The sequence below is a fragment of the Leifsonia sp. McL0607 genome (assembly GCF_049993355.1).
Taxonomy (GTDB): domain Bacteria; phylum Actinomycetota; class Actinomycetes; order Actinomycetales; family Microbacteriaceae; genus Leifsonia.
Genome location: NZ_CP188253.1, coordinates 3,738,163 through 3,758,870, shown reverse-complemented (window position 1 = coordinate 3,758,870; position 20,708 = coordinate 3,738,163). Strand labels below are relative to the sequence as shown.

Annotated in this window: 18 protein-coding genes and 1 pseudogene; 7 read left to right on the top strand and 12 right to left on the bottom strand. The window is 64.8% G+C overall.

Annotated elements, in window-relative coordinates; genetic code table 11:
* Positions 1–24: 24 nt before the first annotated feature.
* Both ACPPVW_RS18035 and ACPPVW_RS18030 read right to left on the bottom strand, forming a co-directional pair.
* Positions 25–978, bottom strand: a complete 954-nt coding sequence (locus ACPPVW_RS18035) for a zeta toxin family protein (protein ID WP_426624430.1) — start codon at positions 976–978, stop codon at positions 25–27.
* A 3-nt stretch (positions 979–981) separates the two neighbouring features.
* Positions 982–1,743: a hypothetical protein gene (locus ACPPVW_RS18030; protein ID WP_426624429.1), complete on the bottom strand. Its 762-nt coding sequence runs from the start codon at positions 1,741–1,743 to the stop codon at positions 982–984.
* Positions 1,744–2,349: 606 nt separating this feature from the next.
* Here ACPPVW_RS18030 and ACPPVW_RS18025 point away from each other — a divergent pair.
* Positions 2,350–2,847 carry a hypothetical protein gene (locus ACPPVW_RS18025; protein ID WP_426624428.1) on the top strand — a complete coding sequence of 166 codons (498 nt, stop codon included), beginning with the start codon at positions 2,350–2,352 and terminating at the stop codon, positions 2,845–2,847.
* A 448-nt stretch (positions 2,848–3,295) separates the two neighbouring features.
* Positions 3,296–4,351: an acyltransferase family protein gene (locus ACPPVW_RS18020; protein WP_426624427.1), complete on the top strand. Its 1,056-nt coding sequence runs from the start codon at positions 3,296–3,298 to the stop codon at positions 4,349–4,351.
* A gap of 697 nt (positions 4,352–5,048) precedes the next feature.
* Here the strand turns inward: ACPPVW_RS18020 and ACPPVW_RS18015 are convergent.
* Positions 5,049–5,561 (bottom strand): hypothetical protein, encoded by a 513-nt coding sequence (locus ACPPVW_RS18015; RefSeq protein WP_426624426.1) that lies wholly within the window; start codon positions 5,559–5,561, stop codon positions 5,049–5,051.
* Positions 5,558–6,448 carry a ParA family protein gene (locus ACPPVW_RS18010; RefSeq protein WP_426624425.1) on the bottom strand — a complete coding sequence of 297 codons (891 nt, stop codon included), beginning with the start codon at positions 6,446–6,448 and terminating at the stop codon, positions 5,558–5,560. The genes ACPPVW_RS18015 and ACPPVW_RS18010 overlap by 4 nt, the downstream gene beginning before the upstream one ends.
* A gap of 786 nt (positions 6,449–7,234) precedes the next feature.
* On the opposite strand from ACPPVW_RS18010, the gene istA reads away from it, so the two are divergent.
* Together istA and istB are read left to right on the top strand one after the other, a co-directional pair.
* A complete protein-coding gene (gene istA, locus ACPPVW_RS18005) occupies positions 7,235–8,491 on the top strand; it encodes an IS21 family transposase (RefSeq protein ID WP_426624424.1) in 1,257 nt (418 codons plus the stop codon).
* Positions 8,488–9,297 carry an IS21-like element helper ATPase IstB gene (gene istB / locus ACPPVW_RS18000; RefSeq protein ID WP_426623902.1) on the top strand — a complete coding sequence of 270 codons (810 nt, stop codon included), beginning with the start codon at positions 8,488–8,490 and terminating at the stop codon, positions 9,295–9,297. The genes istA and istB overlap by 4 nt, the downstream gene beginning before the upstream one ends.
* 62 nt (positions 9,298–9,359) lie before the next feature.
* Here istB and ACPPVW_RS17995 read toward each other — a convergent pair whose 3' ends face one another.
* The 8 genes and pseudogenes from ACPPVW_RS17995 to ACPPVW_RS17960 all read right to left on the bottom strand — a co-directional run bounded on the left by ACPPVW_RS17995 (position 9,360) and on the right by ACPPVW_RS17960 (position 17,302).
* On the bottom strand, positions 9,360–10,568 hold the full coding sequence (locus ACPPVW_RS17995) for a DNA primase small subunit domain-containing protein (RefSeq protein WP_426624423.1): 1,209 nt from the start codon (positions 10,566–10,568) through the stop codon (positions 9,360–9,362).
* 85 nt (positions 10,569–10,653) lie between these two features.
* Positions 10,654–10,932 (bottom strand): annotated as a pseudogene (locus tag ACPPVW_RS17990) (ATP-dependent DNA ligase); the annotation flags it as partial.
* 94 nt (positions 10,933–11,026) lie between these two features.
* On the bottom strand, positions 11,027–13,015 hold the full coding sequence (locus ACPPVW_RS17985) for a helix-turn-helix domain-containing protein (protein WP_426624422.1): 1,989 nt from the start codon (positions 13,013–13,015) through the stop codon (positions 11,027–11,029).
* Positions 13,016–13,562: 547 nt separating this feature from the next.
* Positions 13,563–13,817: a hypothetical protein gene (locus tag ACPPVW_RS17980; RefSeq protein WP_426624421.1), complete on the bottom strand. Its 255-nt coding sequence runs from the start codon at positions 13,815–13,817 to the stop codon at positions 13,563–13,565.
* A gap of 128 nt (positions 13,818–13,945) precedes the next feature.
* Positions 13,946–14,974 carry an alpha/beta hydrolase family protein gene (locus tag ACPPVW_RS17975; protein ID WP_426626340.1) on the bottom strand — a complete coding sequence of 343 codons (1,029 nt, stop codon included), beginning with the start codon at positions 14,972–14,974 and terminating at the stop codon, positions 13,946–13,948.
* Positions 14,975–15,087: 113 nt separating this feature from the next.
* Complete coding sequence (locus tag ACPPVW_RS17970; RefSeq protein ID WP_426624420.1) at positions 15,088–16,050, bottom strand: hypothetical protein; 963 nt, start codon at positions 16,048–16,050, stop codon at positions 15,088–15,090.
* Positions 16,047–16,550: a hypothetical protein gene (locus tag ACPPVW_RS17965; RefSeq protein WP_426624419.1), complete on the bottom strand. Its 504-nt coding sequence runs from the start codon at positions 16,548–16,550 to the stop codon at positions 16,047–16,049. Before ACPPVW_RS17965 ends, ACPPVW_RS17970 begins: the two co-directional genes overlap by 4 nt.
* Positions 16,551–16,636: 86 nt before the next feature.
* Entirely contained in the window at positions 16,637–17,302 is a 666-nt protein-coding gene (locus tag ACPPVW_RS17960) for a helix-turn-helix domain-containing protein (RefSeq protein ID WP_426624418.1), read from the bottom strand.
* A gap of 283 nt (positions 17,303–17,585) precedes the next feature.
* Between ACPPVW_RS17960 and ACPPVW_RS17955 the strand changes: the two genes are divergently transcribed.
* The 3 genes from ACPPVW_RS17955 to ACPPVW_RS17945 all read left to right on the top strand — a co-directional run bounded on the left by ACPPVW_RS17955 (position 17,586) and on the right by ACPPVW_RS17945 (position 20,633).
* On the top strand, positions 17,586–17,714 hold the full coding sequence (locus tag ACPPVW_RS17955) for a hypothetical protein (RefSeq protein ID WP_426624417.1): 129 nt from the start codon (positions 17,586–17,588) through the stop codon (positions 17,712–17,714).
* A 31-nt stretch (positions 17,715–17,745) separates the two neighbouring features.
* Entirely contained in the window at positions 17,746–18,687 is a 942-nt protein-coding gene (locus ACPPVW_RS17950) for a hypothetical protein (protein ID WP_426624416.1), read from the top strand.
* 116 nt (positions 18,688–18,803) lie between these two features.
* A complete protein-coding gene (locus ACPPVW_RS17945; RefSeq protein ID WP_426624415.1) occupies positions 18,804–20,633 on the top strand; it encodes a hypothetical protein in 1,830 nt (609 codons plus the stop codon).
* Positions 20,634–20,708 lie beyond the last annotated feature (75 nt).

The following is a 20,708-nucleotide window of genomic DNA, read 5'->3' as shown; positions in this document are numbered from 1 at the left end:
TCACAACGTGTCGGGGAACTACAGCTAGGTGTACTGCCCCGGGAGGATGGTTGCGTTGTGACGACTCGTTTCCCTGAGAACGCCGCCCGGTGAGACGCGCGACATATCGACGTCAAGTGTCGGCTTCACGTTTCCCTCTTGGACGTGCTCAGCTATCGTACGGAACACGCGATAGCGCGACACAACATGGCAAGATTCCGCAAGAATTCGCGCAGTCGCCTCGGGCTTGGACGTGTTATCGGGTCCGTTGAAGACCTCACGAGCGTACTCACTTGGGACCCATCGGCCACCCAGCTGGTCGCTGCCATCGAGTGCGCTCAGGTAGGAGTGCTCCCACCGCTCGCGGATGCGCACCTCCGAAAGCTCGTAGGGAACCTCGACGTCGATCACGTGGACGTCATAGCCGGCCTCGTTTAGACGCTGGCCAAGTGCAAGGGCGGCGGCTTCGTTGCTAAGCACAGCGTCGATGACAATGTTGTCTCCGGCGTCGATCGCGTCCGCACATAGGTTCTTTGCGAGGTAGGACGATTCCTCGTGAACGAGCGACGCCAGCTCAAGTGGGTAGAACCTCTCGCCCTGCGCTTCGCGCTCACGAATATTGGCGGGCACCAGCCACTGTTCGTAGCTCCCGTCGACCAGCGCCTCGAGCAGGAGCAGACGCTTGAACTCGTCCGCGTCGATCACGAGGTACTTCCCTCGATGACCTCCGAGCACGTCGTTCAGGACAGTGCTCTTGCCTGCGCCGGGAGGTCCGGCAAGAACAATCGCACAGCGCTGCTGCTCGACGTCGCGTGCCTCCTTTCGCGCCTCGGCCAAGAGTCGCGTGTGCAGGCGTCGACGCGACGGCGCAGCCTCACCATCGATCCACCAGGCGGGATTGTTCGTCGTCGCTGTGGCCGCGTTGGGCGCGAGCGCCTGGCCAGGCTTGGACAGCTCGCGCACCGTTTCCATGTGGCGAGCTACCGCATCAGAAACCACGCTCTAGTCGCCGTGCCGATCGTGCGCGCGCACGGCTAACGTAGAACGACTGACCTTTACCGCCTTGTCGGCGTGCGCGCCGCCGACGCCGTAGAACTTTCCGCTACGACTATTTCGCTGCTTGCCGGCGATACCACCGGGCAGACTCTTCACGTCGATGTGGAGGCCGCCCTTGGTCTTAACAACGATTCGACCGTTCGCCTCAGTAACCTCTCCCCCGCCGATCGCCGCGGCTATTTCTCGAGCGGCTTGCCTCGCGAGATCCTTGGCCGACGTCTTGTGAGCCGTCGGCTCCCGGTCGATGGCTGACCCGGAAATGCCATGCCGACGGTTGAACACCTCCTCGTAGACATCGTCCTCGATAAGCCCACGTCGAGCCGCATCGTCAACTTCCGACCAGGTGCCAGGAGGATCAACGATCAACGAGTCATACCCATCCGTCTGCCCGCCCTTCACGTAGGGGAACCGCGCGAGCTCGTCAACGAGCTGGGTTCGTGTGATGAGTCCACCCGCGTAACGCTGGCAAATCTCGTAGGGTGTCGCGCCCGAGAAACCGTCCAGAGGCATCGTCACCTTCGCGGCCGTCCGGAGTGCGCTGAGCACAGAAGGTTGCGCAATCCCAAGCCACTTGGAGATCTCCCGCTGGCTGTATCCCCGCTGCTCGAGCCGGCGCAGCTCACGGCGGTAGTCCAGCTCGTCCATCTCCTTCCGACGTCGGGCTCGCACCGCTGCACGAGCCTCAACCGGGACCTCAGCGATCGTCAAATCGAACACCTCCTATAGGCCATTCTATCAAAGGAGTGATAGGTGATGCTATCAGCCAGTGCGCGATGCACACTAGAGGCCCCTACCCCGAGCACCCGGTCGATGCTCTCTCAGCTACGCTGCTCGTCGCGCTTGCACTCGGCGGTGGCAATTCACTCGGGCGTCATCACCCTTGGGCGGAGTCTGTAGTCGTCGACGACCTGAACCGGTTCGATGAGCAGCCAGAGCCCTGGCGGCCGCTCCCCGGTCGACGCGGACCGGGCTCCGGTCACCGCGGCGCATCGCCCGGCCGTGTCGACTCTGGATCGCCGGTGATCTGGTGACCTCGCTGCGCGCCGTGGCGGACCAGATCGCCGCGTCGGTGGCGATCGCCGGCGACCCGGATGCCGCGGCTGCGCAGATCGAGCTGCCGAGACCGCCGCGGCGCAGGAGGCCGCTGCGGCGCGTGCGGCAGCGTCGGCCGCGGACCTGCGCCGGCGGACCGCTGAAGCCGAGGCGCAGGCGGCCAACGCGGCCGCGGAAGAGTTCGAGGCGGCAGCGTCGGCCGCGGACGCCGCGCGTGCCGCGGCCGAGGACGAGCTCGCCCGGCTCCGGGCGGGCAATGCCGTGCTCGCGGGCGAGCACGCGGACCTGCAGGCCGCGCGGACGGCACTGGAGACCGAGCGCCGCGACCTTGCGGCGGCCCTCGACGTCGAGAAGCACGCGGCCGAGGCGGTGCGCTCCGAGCTGGCGTCCACGACGGCCAGGGGCGAGCAACTGCGAGAGGACCTCGCCGGCGCCCAGCGCGGCGTGGCGGACCTGCAGCGACAACTCGACCAGGCACACAAGGACCTCACCACCGCACGGCAGGAGGCACGCGACGCCGAACGCGCGGCCACCACAGCACGCGTGGAAGCCGCGACGCACCAGACAGCCGCCACAGCGGCCGAGCGGCGCGCAGACGAGCTCCAGGCGGCGCTCATGGCGGCTCAGGGCGAAGCACGCACCGCCCGCGAGGAAGCAAACGCCGCCCGCGCACGCGTCGACCAGCTCACCGACCAGATCACCAGCGCCCGCCGGCAGCCGGCCACGCGCAAACCCCAGCCGACCACGAAGGGCTCATGATGCCGACAACGAGCATCCACGAGTGCTGGCACGGATCCGCATGGTACGAGTGCCAATGTCGGCTCGGCGCAGATCACCGATGCTGGGACCGACCGGAGTACGCAAGCGCCGGCTGTTGGCAACCCGGCCCGCCAGCTACTCACCTCTGAGGCATTCGAGATCCCCGGTCTACGCGACCGGTCGCGCCACCGCGTACACGGACAGCGACCACATCGAGAACGCCAAGAAGCATCGCAGCGTCGGCCATGACCCGCTCGGCAAAGAAAAGACCCGCCCTCACGTGGAGAAGCGGGTTGGTTCCACCAGCATAGTGCATCGCGACCAGCGGGGGAATCCTTGATACTCGTTGGCAACATTGAGGGTTCGTCGATTTCACCTACGCTTCACCCGCACGACCGATGTGCTGCTGCAACCCCTTTCCTGCCCTTGAAGGATGCGCATTCTCGGCGTGGATCTCGCTCGCGGCCTGGCCCTCCTCGCGGTGTTCGTTGCGCACACGGCCCCGATCGGGCCGTCCTCGCCGATCCCCGAACGTCTGCTGATGGGTGCGGACAACGTCGCGGCGCCGCTGTTCACGCTTCTGTTCGGCGTCTCGGCCGGGCTGGCAGCGCGATCCGCCGAGCAGGCTGGGCAGAGCCGAGGGCAGTTCCGGCTCTTCTTCGAGCTCCGCGCCCTTGTCTTGATCGGGTTCGGGGTGCTCGCCGACCTCGGCCAGCACAGTGTCATCCCGATCCTGCATTACCTCGGAGCGGTCGGGCTGGTCCTGATTCCGGTGCTCTATCTGCGGGCGCGGTGGCTGCTAGTCATGTCGGTTGGAGCCGTCGTGGTGAGCGCGATCGCGATGCCGTGGGCGCAGGCCCTGCAGATGACCTTGCGGGTGCAGGCGGTCCAGGGCGGTGGGTCTGGCTGGGCGGAGAACACTGTGGCCAGCCTGGTCGGATTCGTGTTCTCGGACTTCGGCTATCGGGTGAGCGGCCTGCTCGCGTTCGCGCTGGCCGGCCTCGCCGTCGGACGGATCGCGCTTCAGAGTTGGGGGCGCCTGATGACCCTGTTCCTGGTCGGCGGCGCGCTCACGGCCGGCGCGCTCGGCGTCGGGCAGCTGACCGGGATCAGCACGGACGCGTACGCCGGCACCGCGCCCGAGCTGGTGAACGCGATCGGCCTGGCCGGCATGGTGCTCGCCGCCAGCTGCGCGCTCTCCGCGACCCCGCTGCGCCGCGTGCTCGCCCCCGTCTACGCCCTCGGCACCCTGACCCTGACCTTCTATGTCGCTCACATCGTCGTTCTCGGCGCATGGGCGTCGCTCACTGGGCTTTCCGACGACAAATGGTCGGTCCTGCTCGCGCTCAGCGTCGGCTCGCTCGCCGGCGCCTGGCTGATCCGCCGACGGTGGCGGCGAGGCCCGGCGGAATGGCTCGTCCACCAGGTCGCCCAGTTCCCCCTCGCCCGACGTCGCGGTACTCGCAGGGCCACGGCGACCGCGGGTCCAGAGCGCTTGCGCTGACCGCGGGCACCTGAGACGAGCCCGGGATCACCTGTGCTGGTGCACGACCTCGAAGCGCTCGAACAGGATCTCGGCATCGTCCGACCAGGCGATTCCGAGACGAGCGCACCCTCGTCGAACGCGGACACCGCATCCACCGGCAGGAACCGCCCGATCCGGAGCTCGATCGCGCGAACGATCAGCCGCGGCTGCCCGACGGAGTCGGTGACGGACCCACCGGTCGCCGATTCACGGCAGCTCCTCCCCCTCCGCTTGATACTCCGTGAGCAGGGGGTCGACGTCGCGCACTTGCGCCCGGCCGCCACGAGGGCGAGTACACCGTCGGCGAGCTCTGCGCCGTCACCGAACGGTCCGACGGCGGGCAACTGCTCTGGCAGCGCGGGATTGGTCGCCCGGTACGCTGCCCAGGCTTTGCAGACGGCGACGAGATCCGGTTCAGTCATCGGCTGCAGCCTTCCCATCGGTTATGGGCCCATCCTCGTTCTCGTGAAGCCATCCGCGGTGGTCTTTCGCGCCGCGACCCGATAACCCGCAGTCAGAGGTCGATGAAGCGCGGTAGCCGCTCTGCCGGGTCGGGCGGGTTTATCCCACGCGCACTTACCGGGCTGCGCCCGAGCCACGACATTCTCCGGGGCGGTCGAGAACGTCAGCACCGGACTCGATCTGCGGTCTGCGAGCTACTCGCGCAGGGTATCGCCTACTTGAAAGGACGACCCCGCTTCAGCTGCTGACGATAGGGCTCGAACGGCTCCCCATCGTTGTATTCTTGCGCCAATCGATCCAAGTAGAGGTCGATCGCGTCGCGCATGAATTCGCTAAACGATGCGGGTCCACCGAAGGGGCCGGTCCGCACGACAGCCATCTTCGCTCGTGCCTGCTGGGTTGGGTTCAAGGCGACGGTCACGTTCTTCACGCCTTCGTCGACAACGTCAGGCAGTTTAGCGTCGCTCGTCGTTCCCGTTCGGGGCGCAGTCTCGGTTAGCGATCCTTCTCGGTTCTGAAGCGGCGCTTCGTCCGATTGCGTGGACCCAGCAGTCGCGAGTGGCTTCTCCTGAGTGTCGGCACCAGGTTCTGTCGCGTCTGAGGAGACAACCGGTGGCGCCACGTCGGCGACAAGCGCGGTAGGACTTCCAGGCGGAACGATCGATTCGACACTCACTTCGAGCCTGGGACGAGGCTCCCCCGGCTTGCCGCGCGCAGGCTTGGTCATGCTGCTACCTCCGCTGCGAGCTCGGAAACTCGTGTGGTCAGAGCGTCCGCAAGCGCGTCATAGATTGCCACCGTCTCCCGGGCAGTGGCGTCGTTCCACGCTGTGAGTGAGACCGCAGCCGAGTCTGCCTCAGCGAATCGTGTGCGCTCTGGGATGTACGAGGGTGTCACGAATTCCACGGTCCCATTACGTTCGACGTTCCGCGCGAACTTCAGCAGTTCGTCCGGGAAGTATTCGCGGAGGTTGTCGTATTGGAAGTTCTGTTCCGCTTTTCGCTTGTCGTATCGGGTTGGGAGCACAGCGAGCAGCTTCAGGGACGGGTTCATCATGTCATCGGCGTGCTCAGCGATGAACTGGCGTACCTCGATTGCACCGGCGACGGCGTCGAAGTCGAGAGTGCTCGGCACGAGGACGTAGTCTGTGGCTGCCAGCGAGAGCTGAACCAGGTGTCCGAGGTCGGGCTTGTTGTCGAACAGGATCCAGTCGTACTTGTCCGTCCATCCACCATCGAGCGCCTTCTTCAGTCGTCTGAGAGCGCCGACCTGGCCTGCTTCGCCTTCGCGGTTGATGAGATCGAGGCGGGCGGCAAGCACGTCGATGTAGGAGGCCTCCTCGGTCGGGTTCCCGTTTTCATCGGTCCACCCACAGGACACGACAGCATCCTCCCCCACCCCGACTGCATCTGCCTTGATGACTTCGGAGATCGACGGCTTCCCAGCATCTGCTTCCCAGGCCGCACCGAGCCGTCGGCTAGCGTTCGCCTGGGGGTCGAGATCGACCGCCAGCACACGCTCCTTCTTCCGGGCGAAAGCTGAAGCGAGCGCGACAAGGACCTCAGACTTCCCCACGCCGCCTTTTCGCGTGCTGATTGCGATACGCGTCGTCATCTAGTTGACCATTCCTTTCAATTCTTCCAATAGTTGCCCTGAGCCTTGGCTCTGCGCGCCATTGATAAAGCCGAGTCTATTACAATATTTACAATAGTTCCAACTATTGCAACCCTTTCTATCCTTGTTATGGTTGCAACCATTGCAAGTCTTACAACGGTTTCTTGCCTTGTAACCATTGTTCTTGTTCAAATACTTGTTGCTATTGCAAGGAACTCAATAGTTCGAACTCTTATAAGCATTGTCTTCTGGAGCAAGGCCGTTACACTTCCAAGGCCCCGCGCAGCCAACCGGGGAGCGGAGAACGTGCGCACCCTCGGCTCGCTACGCGGCGGGCCGAGCAGACCCGCCAACCGCGAGGTGCGTTCGTCGTATCGGCGACGTGCGGCGTCGCGGTGCCGCGGGGGGAGTAGTCAGGCGCCTGGCTTGATCTCGGGTCGTGCTCGGATGAATCGAGCACTGTGGCGAATCGTCCCGTTCACGATCGCGGTGTCCGCAGATATCTCGATCGTCAGCGGGCTCGATCAGCGTGAGGTGAGTGTCGCGTCTCGGCAGGAATCGGTCGTAAGCCTTGGAGCTGAGCGTCGCCGGCCACGGGTGAGCAGCCTCGGCCGCTTGCAGGAGGGGCGTGATTGATCGGGCTTGCGCCACGTTCAACGGTGATGTGCGTCCGATGATCTTGAGCTCGCCGCTAACGTAGCGGCCGAGGATAAGCTTGTTAGCGCCGAAGTAGAACGGACCCTCTAGCGCCAAACTGGGGTGGACCCCCTGGCCCAGGCTAGGAGGGTGATTTCAGTGGATACGTGGGCAGAGATCCGGCGGTTGCATCGGTCGGAGAAGGTGCCGATCAAGCAGATCGCGAGGGATCTCGGGATCGGGCGGAACACAGTTCGTCGGGCGTTGCGGGGCGAGGACCCACCGGACAGGTCACGGGGCCCGCGGGGGTCGAAGATCGACGCGTTCGTGCCGCAGATCCGGGCGTTGCTGGCAGAGTATCCGAAGATGCCCGCGACGGTGATCGCGGAGCGCGTCGGCTGGACGTTCTCACCCTCACTATTCCGGGAACGGGTGTCCGAGTTGCGACCGGAGTATCAGGGCATCGACCCCGCGGACCGGCTCTCGTATCAAGCGGGCGAAGTGATCCAGTGCGATCTCTGGTTCCCCGAAACGCGGGTCCCCGTCGGCGACGGACAAGACCGGGTTCTGCCGGTGCTGGTGATGGTGTCCGGGTTCTCCCGCCGGATCGAGGCGATCATGCTCCCCTCCCGGCAGGGCGGAGACCTCACCGCGGGCATGTGGTCACTGCTGCAGAGATTCGGCGGAATCCCGCGCTCTCTGCTCTGGGACCGGGAGGCCGCGATCGGCGGGCTGGGCAAGCCCACGATCCTTGCCGCATCGTTCGCGGGAACGCTCGCGACCCGGCTCCGTCTTGCCCCGCCCCGGGACCCGGAAACCAAGGGCATCGTCGAACGCGCGAACCGGTTCTTGGAGACCTCGTTCCCGCCCGGACGGATCTTCCAAGGCCGGGACGACTTCAACGCCCAGTTGACGGACTGGCTGGAAACCCGCGCGAACCAACGCCAGGTCCGCGCGATCGCTGCCCGCCCCGTCGAGCTCGCCGCTATCGACCGGGCCGGGCTGCTGCCGCTACCGGCGAAGCCACCAGCTACGGGTCTCACGCATCGAATCAGGTTGGCGCGGGACTACTACGTCCGCCTCGACGGGAACGACTACTCCGTCGATCCCAGGTTCATCGGCCGGTTCGTCGACGTCCACGCCTCACTGGATGAGGTCGTGATCTCCTGCGCAGGACAGCCCGCGGGCCAGCATCCGCGGTCGTTGCGGACGGGACAGACGATCCCCGACCCCGAGCATGTCGCCACGGCGGCGAAGCTGCGCGCGCACTACCAACGCCCGAAACCCTCAGGCGTTCGCGAGCACCCGGACGGGCACCGGGTCCAGATCCGCGCCCTCTCTGACTACGACGCCCTCTTCGGCGTCGACTTCACAACCACCACCGAATACGAGAAGGAAGCACAATGAGCACTCGAACAGCCGTCGTCGACGCGCCGATCCCGAAGACCAGCGAGCAAGTCGCGTCCAAGCTCGCCTACCTCGCCCGAGCACTGAAGACCCCCACAATCGGGCGGGTTTGGGACGACCTCGCCGACCGGGCCAGGGCCGAGAACTGGGCGCACGAGGAATACCTCGCCGCGGTCCTGGAACGCCAACTCGCCGACCGCGAGTCCGCCGGCACGACCATGCGGATCCGCACCGCGCACTTCCCCGCGATCAAGACCTTGGAAGACTTCAACCTCGACCACCTCCCCAGCCTGCGCAGGGACCTCCTCGCGCACCTGGCGACATCGACGTTCGTGGCGAAAGCGGAGAACGTGATCCTGCTCGGTCCCCCCGGAATCGGGAAAACCCACCTCGCGATCGGGCACGGCGTCAAAGCCACCCACGCCGGCCACAGCGTCTTGTTCGACACAGCGAACAACTGGATCGCGAGGCTCGCGGACGCACACCGGAAGGGACAACTCGAAGCCGAGTTGAAGAAGATCCGCCGCTACAAACTCATCATCATCGACGAGATCGGCTACATCCCCTTCGACCAAGACGCCGCGAACCTGTTCTTCCAACTCGTCGCCTCCCGTTACGAGCAGGGCTCGATCATGGTCACATCGAACCTACCGTTCAGTCGTTGGGGCGAAACCTTCGGCGACGACGTCGTCGCAGCCGCGATGATCGACCGCCTCGTCCACCACTCCGAAGTCCTCACCCTGACCGGAGACTCCTACCGCACCCACGGCCGCCGCGACCTCATCACACAGACCGAGAAGAACTAAGCTCAACCAACAAGAAGGGGTTCATCCCAGTTCGGCACAAAGGGGTCCGTTCTGCTTCGGCGTCAACAAAGCTCGCCGGGCTGTGTGAGTGTGCCGGTGACGGCGCCGGCTACCACTTCGTAGGTGTCGCGGTGTTTGACCTTGATCCAGTCGCGTTTCCCGCCTCGATACGCCTGGGATCCGCCCTTGAGGACCAGGCCCTCGACACCGCGGGCGGGAAGGTCATCGAACCACTCACGGGCGACATCAACGTCGCGAGTAGCAGCGATGATACTTAACGGTGGCCGCCAGGCGGTCGAGGTCTGTTCGAGGATGCGGCGGCGTTCGTCGTAGGGGAGTGGGCGGAGGTCGTGGCCGCCGCTGGCGAGGATGTCGAAGGCGACGTAGGCGATCGGCTCCTGGTCGATGAGGTGTTGGAGGCGTTTCTTGCTGGATGCGTACCGGCGCTGAAGTGCGTCGAAGTCGAGGTGACCGTCCACACAGTGGACGAGTTCGCCGTCGAGCACGACACCGGCGGGCACTTGGTCGTGGACGGCGGCCGCGACGTCGGGGAAGGCGTCGGTCGGGTTCGTCTTCTGTCTCGACCAGAGCGCCGCATGGTCTTGGTCGACCACGGCGGCTGCTCGCCAGCCGTCGAGCTTTGGCTCGTAGCGGCTGCCGCCGGGCATCGCCGCGGGCTTTGGCAGCCGTTCGGCGGGTTTCGCGAGTGCAAGGTCGATATAAGCGCGTAGGGCCTCTGGTGGCCGTACAGCGGCCGGCGGCGGGTCGAGCCCGGAGAGCAGGTCACCGTCGGTGGCGAAGCGCTTGAGCACCGCGTCGTAGTCGAGCTGGGTGAGGCTGGGCGGTGTGAGCTCGTCCCAGGTGCGGGGAGCGGCGACGTACGGGGTCGGGGTGCCGCGGAGGGAGTAGGGGGAGATGGTGGTCTTCTTGGCGTTGTTCTGGGACCAGTCGACCAGGATGCGGCCGACTCGTTTGGCTTTGGGCATTGTGGAGATGACCTCGGCGGGGTGGTCGGCCTCGAGTGCGCGGGCGAGCTCGTGGGCGACGGCGGAGACCTGGTCGCAGGTCAGTGTCCCGTCGAGGGGGACGTAGACGTGGATGCCCTTGCTGCCGGAGGTGACCGGGAATGTCGTCAGGCCGATGTCGTCGAGGATTTCCTTGGCCCAGAGCGCGACCTGCGCGCACTCGGGCAGGCCCCCGCCGGGGCCGGGGTCGAAGTCCAGCACCATTCGGGTGGGCCTGCGGTCGGTGTCGAACCGCCACTGCGGCACGTGCAGTTCCAGTGCGGCTGACTGGGGCGAGCCAGACCAGGGTCGCTCGGTCGGCGACGACGGGGTAGCGTTTCTCGCCGCCGGAATGCAGCGCAGCCTGGCGGAGTACCCAGTCGGGGAAGCCTGCGCCGAGGTCCTTCTCGAAGAACGCCTCGAGTGGTGCCGTGGTGGTGCCGACACCGTCGGGCCAGCGCTTGCGGGTTACGGGCCGTTCGGCGAGGTGGGGGAGCAGAGCCGGCGCGATCGTGGCGTAGTAGCTGATGACGTCTGCCTTGGTGGTTCCGGTCACCGGGAAGAGGACCTTCTCCAGGTTGGTTAGGCGCAGACGGCGGCCGTCGACGTCGACGATCGGCGTGCTGGGCATGGATGCCTCCTGCAGCTGACGGTACGCCCGACCGTGCGCTGCGGCGAGTAAACCAGCCGCGCGCGCCTGTGACGCTGCCCTGCTGTGTCTCAGGCTATGCAGCATCGAAGTACACGCCCTGCTTCCTTCTCGCCGGCCGGAGGTGTCCCGCCTCGACACTGAATCGCGCTCGACGATGATCCCCGGGTTGTCGCGGGTCGTCACCGCGTCTCGGGTACATCGGCCAATCGAGCTCGCCGTCTTGCTCGACGGCGGTGCCCCATTCGAGTGGGCGGTCGGTGACATGTCGGCGTTTCGGCCGGCGTTTGGTGGGGGAGGTCATCTTGTCGTACTCGGCTCGCCACCACCGCCAGAGCATCCGGTCGTCCTCGTGCTGCTGGATCCGCGCCTTGAGGACACCGAGCACCCCCAACTTCTCAGCGGCCGACCCTCGCAGATCCCGTCGACCAGCTGACCAGCCTTCCTGTGTCGGTCGAACCAGCTTCACCCGCCGCAGCTTCGAGAGGAGCGCGGCCGCGCGCTCAAAGCTGATCTGGAACACCCGGGCCACAGCCTCTACGGTCCAGGCGGCACCCTCACGCATCAACGCCCAGATCTGGCCTGCCTGGTGGCCGAGACCAGCGTACGTGAACACGTCATGCTGCAACGCCGCCAGGAACGACTCGAACCGTTCCAACAGCGTCGCCCTCTGCGCATAGAGCACGCCTACTCGCTCTGAATCGGCCGGGGGGCGGGGAGTGATGTCTAAGGGTTGTGTCGCACCTAGATCTGATCCTGTGGAAAAGTCACCCAGCGGGGCCAACGACCAAGTCGCTGCATTCAGTCCCTCCGCCGCTTCGGTCCGCTCGACCAGGCCCTCCTGGCGGAGATCCTGGAGGGCGCGGGCAGCCGTGGAGTGGTCGATGTTGCACAGCTCGGCGAGCGTGCGGGTCGAGGCGGCCACGGCAGTCTTCCCGGTGCGGAGCATGAGGTAGGCGAGCCCGGTGAGCACGGTGCGGCGGGTGGGGCCCCCGTAACGGCCGCCCCACCGTCCCGGGTTGACCCGGAACCGCAGCGCCAGGTCCTCGGAGATCGCCACCTGCTGCTGCAGCGTCGCCAGGTCCTTTGGCTCGGAGCTCGGCGCCGACCGGCGCACCCGGACGTGCCGCTGCACCTTCTCCCACGCGTCCTCGAGCCGTGCGGCCGTCTCGGCGGCCGTACGTGGCCGCCGTTCACCTCGATCGCCAGCGCGGCGGGTGCGGAAGTGTTCGAAGCTCGGCGCGTCCGCCACGGCGGCGACGACCTCGTCGTAGCTGAAACCGTTGGACGCCAGCACCAGCAGCGCATGCCAGGCCGTGCGCGACGGGTCATCGCCGCCGCGGTGCACCTGCAGCTTCGCCTGCGCCTTCACCGAGAGCCGTCGGCGGCCGATGAACGCCACCGGACGGATCTCGCCGGCGATCACGGTCTCCTCCGGATCCTGTGCCGGAGCCCGCTCCAGGAGCGCGGCGAGCAGCGCGCGCAGGTCATCGGTCGTGGTCGACGGCATCACCAGCGAATCCAGCGTCCCCCGCAGCACCCGGGAAAACGACCCGTTGCGGTGCGGAGACAGCGGCGGGCGGGCACCACCACGGCGGGGGTTAGAGAGCATGCCGCGGTCCAACGCCGGCAGGACAGCCTTGGCCGCCTTGCCGATCGCGTCGACGAGGTCCGCCGGCGCGGGTTCCGCCATGCCGATCCAGACGTGGCGGCCGCCCTTGGACGACGACTCGCACACCACGTGCGCGATCGACAGCTGCCCCAGCAGAATCGAGAGCGCATCCGCGTGATCCTGCGCCTGCTCCACCCCGTCCGTGTGCCCGGGGACGACGTCGAAGTCGAACGGGAGCAACCAGAACCGATCCTCAAGATCCGCCAGATGCACCAGCCACGGCGTCATCGGCACAACCGGTCCGACACCGTGAGCGAGCGTGTACTCGTTCACCGGCTCCCCATACGCGTCGCGAGCCGCCTTGTGCACCTCCGGGCGTGGAGAGATCAACCGAGTGAGCTGCCAAGCGGCCTCCCAACGGGACGAGAACGACATCGATTCCTCAGGGGTCATACGGTTCACCTCCAACACGAAATGGGTGCACTAAACCCGCCGACAGTCACTCGGCGTTCGAAACGGTTCGTACCGAAGCACCCCACGGATGCATTCCGGCCTGTTCTGGGAGAGCGGGCGTCAGGCGCCGGCCACGATCTGAGCGCTACAGCATTCCGGCGGTCCTCCTCACGACGAGCTGGGCGCGCGCGGCGTCGACGACGTCGACGAGGCGTGCAGGACGGTCACCGCCGGCGGTCCGGCACGACGATGTGCACGACCGCAGCGCGGCAAGAGCGGGGGAAAGGAGCAGCGTGCGCTCGACGTCGACGAGACGATCAACGGAGCAGGAGACGGCCGACACGCCCACACGCGGAACACGCGCGCACGTGCAAGAACCCGAAATCTGGGCTACGATGCTGACATCTCCTCTCCGAGGGTACGGAAAAACCTCCGGGTTATCCGGCTTACTTTCGAGATGAAGCTCGAACCTCGCATCCGCCAAGATTCAGAGGGTTTGAGCTCCAGAATTTGGGAGCGGCCCGCCCAAGTGGCGGGCCCTTTCTGGTTAAGCGGCTTCTTTGGTGTGGACCTCCTTCAAGCCTTCCAGGCCTGGTGCGACCACAGGGAGCTTCCCGTCCTCGTCACGCAGCGCATCAAGGATTCGAGCTACGTAGAGCGACAGAGACAAACCGCCAGAGGCTTGAAGCGCCTTCTCGATATCGTCATTGAGCTGCATTTCCAGAAATACCTCACGACGCTTGCGCTTCTCGCCTACGCGACCGCGATTACGCTTGCGCGGAGTGCTGGCCACCTGTGTCATGCGACGAGTATTGCGAGTTAACTCCGTAGTTAACGCGAGGCGCGCGGGCGATTTGTGGGTCGCTGCGGGTTTGGGCACTCTTCCAGCGTAAACGATAATGGGCCGCAAATTGCCACTTGGGCAAGTAATCAAGCAATATGCTTCAGCCACGCTTGCGCTGTTGCATCGAAATGGGCCGGGTCCGAGTTCCACTCGAGCTGATGCGGTACCGGAGCGAACTCCTCAAGGGTGACTAGGCGGTTAGCCGAAGCAAAGTCACGTGTAGATGCGAATGGCACGTCGCGATCACCCGTTGAGTGGAGCACGAGGGCGGGAACCTTAAGCCGGTCATAGGTTGTCCAGTCCAGGGCGCCGAAGTCGATTGGTTCCGGTTCTCCGATCAAGCCAGAGAGCGGGCGCGTGCTGAGAGCCCAGGGGATCAGTCTGCCGATACTGCGGGGGAGGCCTGCACCGGCTGCGTTCTCCACAATCATGGAGCGGAAATCCACGACCGGGGAGACCAGGATCAAACCTGCAATTCTGTCCCTATGCGCTGACCGCTCCGTCAGGAGGAGCGAGATCGCGCCGCCCATCGACCATCCAAAGAGGACGATGCGCTTGGCACCATTGGTTATTGCATACGAAATGGCGGTGTCGACGTCGAGAGCTTCACGGCCACCGAGTGTCGCGGCGGTCGGGCCATCCTCCTGGTTCTCTGTGTCGCCGTAGTAGGAGGGGATGATCGAGCGCATGCCGAGGCTGCATGCGACGGGAACTGAGCGAAGCGCAGAAACTCGTGAGCTCCGGGCGCCGTGAACGTGAATAGCCCACGTAGACGACACATCGTTGGGCGGCTGGACTACCCATGCTGGGCGCGTGAGGCCGCCCGTGACGAGGAGTTCAGTGCGGTGCGTGAGACCAAGATCGTCTGGGCCCGAAAACGCGTGTCCGGTCCATCTGGCGGTGGTCTCCTCAATCGTCAGCGGTCCGCCGCTGACGATCCGTCGCTCGATATGGTCGTCGGTTGTCGAGACGAGCGGACCAACACGTCGGTGCTCGCCAGTACGGAGCCAGATCCCGTGGTCGCCCGTCTGTTCGGTCGCGGCGGTTCGAGGAAGCCGAACTAAGTCGGGAGTAACACCCCTTCGCACAGGGATACTCTTCGGGCGCCCCGGCATCACGACCTTGCGGCCTAGAGCCACAAGGCCCGCCCCGGCTCCGACACCCACGAGTACTGCCGTAGCCAGCGGGACAAGAACAGGCAATGCATTCATCAGGGATTCCTCAGAGATCAGATGGACATGCGCTCGCGCACAGCGGGTAACGGCTCCATCGTGGTGTTGTGTTCGAGTGCATGTTGGATGCGATGGACGACGCTCGTTTCAAGGCTGGTTGGCGCAAAACCATCGATCGATATCAGCTCGTGGATCTCGATGAGCCAATCGTAGGTTTGCCCGAGAGGATCCGGCTTCGAGAACTCAGCGGGGAATACACGCCACGTTCGACGGCCGCCTTGAAGGCGAGCGGCGACGACGGCAAGGAGGGCAGCACGGATCCTCCATGCGATGAGTGTTTGCTTCACCGAATATCGCAAGTACACCACTGTGAACCCGACCGCGATTAGAAGAATCCCGGGATAGAAGAGCGCGTTGAATCCAGCGTTGAAGGGCGACAGCGGCGACTGATGGAAGATCTTGAAATGCCTGACAGTGATGTCGAACGCGTAGCTGAGGCATGCCAGAGCGACGCCCGCATAACCGAGGATGAACAACGCGAAGATGCTTCGCAAGCGGCGGCGTACCGTGTAGGCGGAGGATGCGGCGATCGCGGCGATCGAAAGAATGTAAACGAGCTGGTAGAGCCACACTGCGGGCGAATACACGTGCTTCTCAATGAAGTGAGAGGATGTGGATCCCCGTTCGGGAATAGCCAGGAATATGCCGATCTGAACGCCAGCTAGTGCAAGAAGCGGCCACATCCGTGTAGGTGCAACATCCCGGTCGAGAATCTGGACCGCGCGACCGAAGAACCAGAACGACGCAGTCGTCGAGATGGCACCTGCTAGGTTCCACAGGTTCGAGCCTCCAAGCAGTGCGTCCAGTCCTTCGAGGGGTGCGACAATTCCGAGGCAAACTAGTCCGAGCAGACCGAATCCCGAGGCCAGCCACGCGGGCCGTGCTGCTGGGCGGCGAACGGCAGAGGGAGCGCGGAAGATGAACAACGCGGTGATGAGTACGAACGCGATGTGAATCACCCGAAGATCATCTCCTCTGGTCCAATGTGCTGCTGCAGCATGCGACGGACCAAGGCTGAGGCGAAGTGTTCTGCGGCCTGCTCGTCGGGAGTGTCAAGGAGTCCACGGGCACGCATCCTGCGGACGTCACTTCCAAGGCCCCAACGTTTCACGGCTTCGAAATCAAGCGCTTCAAGCACCGCGCAAGAATCATGGTCAAGTGCGACGTGCCCAAGTTCATGCGCGAAGGAATGCCACTGATAGTAGGGCGCGTCGCCGGCGCGGTAGGCGATGTATCCATGCGTGGGGTAATCGATCCAGAGCCCGCTGAGATCCGCAAGTTCGTCGTCGTCTGCGGCTGCAACGACGATCGGCTTTCGGTACCTTTCTTCGATCCTTGCGATCACAGTCGACCAAGTTGTGCCAGTTGCGATGCCCAGGTCATGAACCGCCGCTTCGGCAAGCCTCCGTGACTCCACGTTGGCCCGGGAAATTCGTACGCCCAGATGTCTAGAAACCATCAGTCTCCTGTGAACGACCCCATCCGTGGGGACGCATAGATGTTCGGCTCCGCCCGCCGGGCTACGGGCTTCATTGCGAGGGCTTGTTAGGGTCCCTGCTCTGCTCCCTTCCTTATGAGAGCAGAAATGGAACGCAGAGCTTCCGGGGAGTGCGCAGTGAAGCCTCTCGCCGCGACCTGACTCACTCCGGCAATGCGCATCTCCTTTACGACTTCAAGCTCCGCTTCAATGAGCTCAATGTCGGCAGGCTCTCGTGCGGCGAAATAGGCCGGGTCAACCCCGATCAATTCCGCGATGGCCTGAACGATCTCGTTGTTCGGCCGAATAGTGCCTTCACGAATCGCGGCGAGATGACGGGCAGAAACGGTCCGCATTGCAGTCGCAACGGTCATGTTCTGCGCGGCCTCGTCTCCCTCGATGAGTGAGGCAATCGAGTAGTCGAGTCGCCGCGCAAGCTCAGCTGGTTCAAGATCGAACGATGTAGCCCGACCTGGGTCTTCCCGCTGAGCCGCACTGTGAAATCGGCGCGATTCAGACGCGGCCTCCTGCGCTTGAACGCCCAGATCGCTCTCGACCTGCGTGAAGACTTCGCTCATCGAAACGTTCATCCCAACCGCAAGTTCGCGTAACTGCTCGACATTGATATGGCGGTTGCCTCGAAGCATCTTCGATAGCTGCCCCTCGGAGACCCCGAGCTCGCGTGCCAGGTCGACTTGGTTGATGCGCTTGCGTAGTATCAACGCGCGGAACACAGCTCCGACGGCCCGAGTAGTCGGGCCCGGGGGCTCCTTGCGCGCAGCTGGCATGCGTAGATGGTGTCAGATTGGAAAGAGCGTGGGTACATTGGCAAGAAAGGGCCCATTTAGGCCCTGAAATTGCCAACTTGGCAAGTTACGTGCTTGGATACTGGCTATGTTGTCTACCCACCGCGTTAGCAGAGAGATCCCTCGGCGAACGATGCAGCAGCTAATCCACAAGTGCACGGTGCCGACGGTGTTTCTGCGAAGGCTAGACCCGACCGAGCTGCGTGACGCTGTGCGTTCGTCGCATCTGTACGCGGTGTCGATGCGGGCCTCCCTTGTTGAAGCCCTGAGCGTGCTTGACGCGGCGCTGGCTGATGCGCTCGGCCCCGACGAGGCCGTGGAGGTCTGGCGTGCTGAGTGAGCTGTCAAGGGCAGAGGCGACTGTAACGATCGTGGAGACCATCGGACAGATGGTCGAAGGCGGTGCGGGCCTGCATGACCGTGCGTTGAGCCGTCGGTTCGCGCAGGCGATCTCGCAGTATGTCGCTGGCCCGATGATCCACACTGCACTCACGCGTCTCGGTGCTCCCCAGTTCGACCGGTTGGACGCCGTGAACCTTGTCCTGACGCAACTCGCCGCTGAGGCCGAGCACGATGTCCGTCGCTGTGCTGACGGGCGCAAGCCGGTTTTGCCGCGGATCCTGAACGCTGACGATCCGATCGCGTACCTGATTCGTGCGGCGTGCAAGGTCCCCACCGCCGGGTCGAAGAAGCCGGGTGCGCAGATCGCGGGCTGGGTGTTCGCGCGAGTCACGGAGGCGCACCCCGCTATACCGAAGGACTCGCTGGTGGAGCGGGTGGACTCCCTTGATGAGCGGGTAGATGCAGGGTGGCAGCGCGAAGCCTCCGCGATCGCAGGCGGGGAGGAACGCGAGTGGAAGGAGTTGACAGCTCATCTCCTGGATCTGATCCTCCCGGAGACGCCGCCCCACCTGTGGGCGAGCATCACACCTCTAATCGACTGGTGCGTCTCGGCTGTCCCGCTGGTGACGCCGAGTCATCAGAAGACAGCGAAGTTCACGTGGGCGAATCGAGCCCTTCACGCCGTTGAGCTGTTCCCCGATCTCTCGGCTGATCAGATCGAGGCCGTCGTCCAGCTGTTGTGGGGAACCACGGAGGGCTTCGACGGGAGCCTCATCGGTTACGTGGCTGAAGTGCGGAATGCGCATCAGTACGGCCAACACAATCGGCTCACCGTCTTCGGTAAACATGTCCGCGACCGCAGGAGCGAGTGCCTGGGATGCCGAACGACCCCACTGCAGGCTAAGCAGCTCTCCGCGCTCGGGGAGATCTACCCGTCGAGGATCTCGAAACCTGTGTCAGTGGCGGCCTGAGAGGGCGCAAATACCCCGGATCGGCCGGTGCGGAGTCAGCGACTCCGCACCGGCCTCCTTCTTTGTAGTGAGCGCGAAATCCGTCGTGCTCGTCAACGAAGTAAGGAATCCTATCCATGGAGATTCAGAACCGATCGGGCAAGACGTTGCCCGGTCAGCCTGGCGCTCCGGCGACGCGCTCAATGCGTAGCCGGACCGTGAAACGACTCGGGGCCGGCCTGACAGCACTCGGGCTTATCCTCGGTGTCGGTGCCCTCGCCGAAGGCCTGTCCGCTCCCGCCGCTAACGCGGTCGACGTCGGGCACGGCTACGGGTCGATTGCCAACGGCACCCACAAGGGCACCTACCCGATGCCGAACGGGGACGAGTCGATCTGCATCGTCCCGGGAGCGCCCTCACCGACTGGCGGCTCGTCCGATCAGGGCGTCACCGGCGATGTTCGGGGTCTGTCCGACGTGCAGAAGGCCCAGATCCACATGATCACGGCCACGATGAAGAAGAACATGGCGAACCCGCCCGCGTTCAACGGCCAGGCCACCAACGCAAACATGTGGGCTGCGGCGGCCGGATTCGCCGGGCAGTACGTCGCTGACCCGGCCGGGATGATCGCGGACAACGGCAACCCGGGCTCCACGTTCGACTCCCAGATCAACTGGGCGAAGAACACGATCGTCGCTGAGTCGTCCGTGGCCGAGTTCGACCTGGTGAAGGCGATCGCGAACCACCTGCGCTCTGAGGCCCAGAACATCACGCCGGCCACCGCGTTCGACCCCATCGTCGAGAACAACATGGATCCGTCGCACAACTTCGAAGGCACCGTCACTCTCTCTGGTGTGCCGGTTGGCTCGAAGAGCGACTGGTCGTTCTTCAACTCCAAAGTCAAGGAGACCGGGGAGGCGACGGCGAGCACCGTCGACAGCGTGACTCTGAACACCCTCGGTGTCCCGCCCACGAACGACCCCTCCTACAAGGCGGGCGGTTCGGTGACGGTGACCGCGATCGATCAGTGGATCCCGCAGCTGCGGTACTACGTCGGCGCCAACGGTCAGCAGGACACCGTGTCCGCCACCGATGTTCCGAACACGCAGACCGCGACGATCCCGTTCGGTGACCCGTTCCCGCGCAACGTACCTCCGGTGACGTCCAAGGCTCAGGAGCTCGCGTCGCCGGGCTCTGAGGCCTCGGAGACGGTGACCGTGACCGGCCTGCCGGCGTACTTCCCGCGCGGCGGTATCGACGTCACCTCCACGGCATACCTGATGCCTGGCGAGAAGCCGACCCCGGGTCAGGACGTCTCGACCGGGACCACGGTGTTCACCTCGCCGGTCTGGAACACGGCCGAAGCCGGTGACCACACGTGGACAATTCCGACGCTCGACGAGTCCGTGACGGCCGGGAAGCACCTCATGTGGGTGCACACCTGGACCAACCACGACACCGGCGACGTCCTCGGGATCTCGCGCTCCGACGACGAGAACGAGGCCACCCCCATCCGCGACGTGGAGGTCGTCACGACTCCGCAGGTCCACGAGTCGGCTTGGGCGCAGGACGAGATCGACGTCGACGGGTGGGTTAAGAAGGGCGACTACATCGTGGTCACCCAGTACGCCGTACCGCTCGGCGAGCCGCTCGTCTGCACCCCGGAGAATCAGGTCGGAACTCCGCTCAACTCCATCCAGCTGACCCCAGGGAACAACAAGCACGCGAAGTACCGCACCCAGAAGACGGGCACCCTTGTCGCCGGCGTGCAGTACGGCTTCGTGGAGCGGTACTTCCGCGACGGGAAGCCCTACAAGGAGGGCGGCTGCCTCGACGAGCTCTTCACCGTCGACGAGATCCCGCCGACCACGCCCGAGGAGACCCCGGAGACCCCGGAAAACCCGGAGGCGCCGAAGACCCCGGAAACACCGGCCCCCATGCCGGAACTGCCGATCATCTCCGGCTGATCCCACCACACCCCGGGCCGGGCACCTGCAACAGGTGCCCGGCCCGCTGACTTCCACCACGAGCTGAAAGATCGA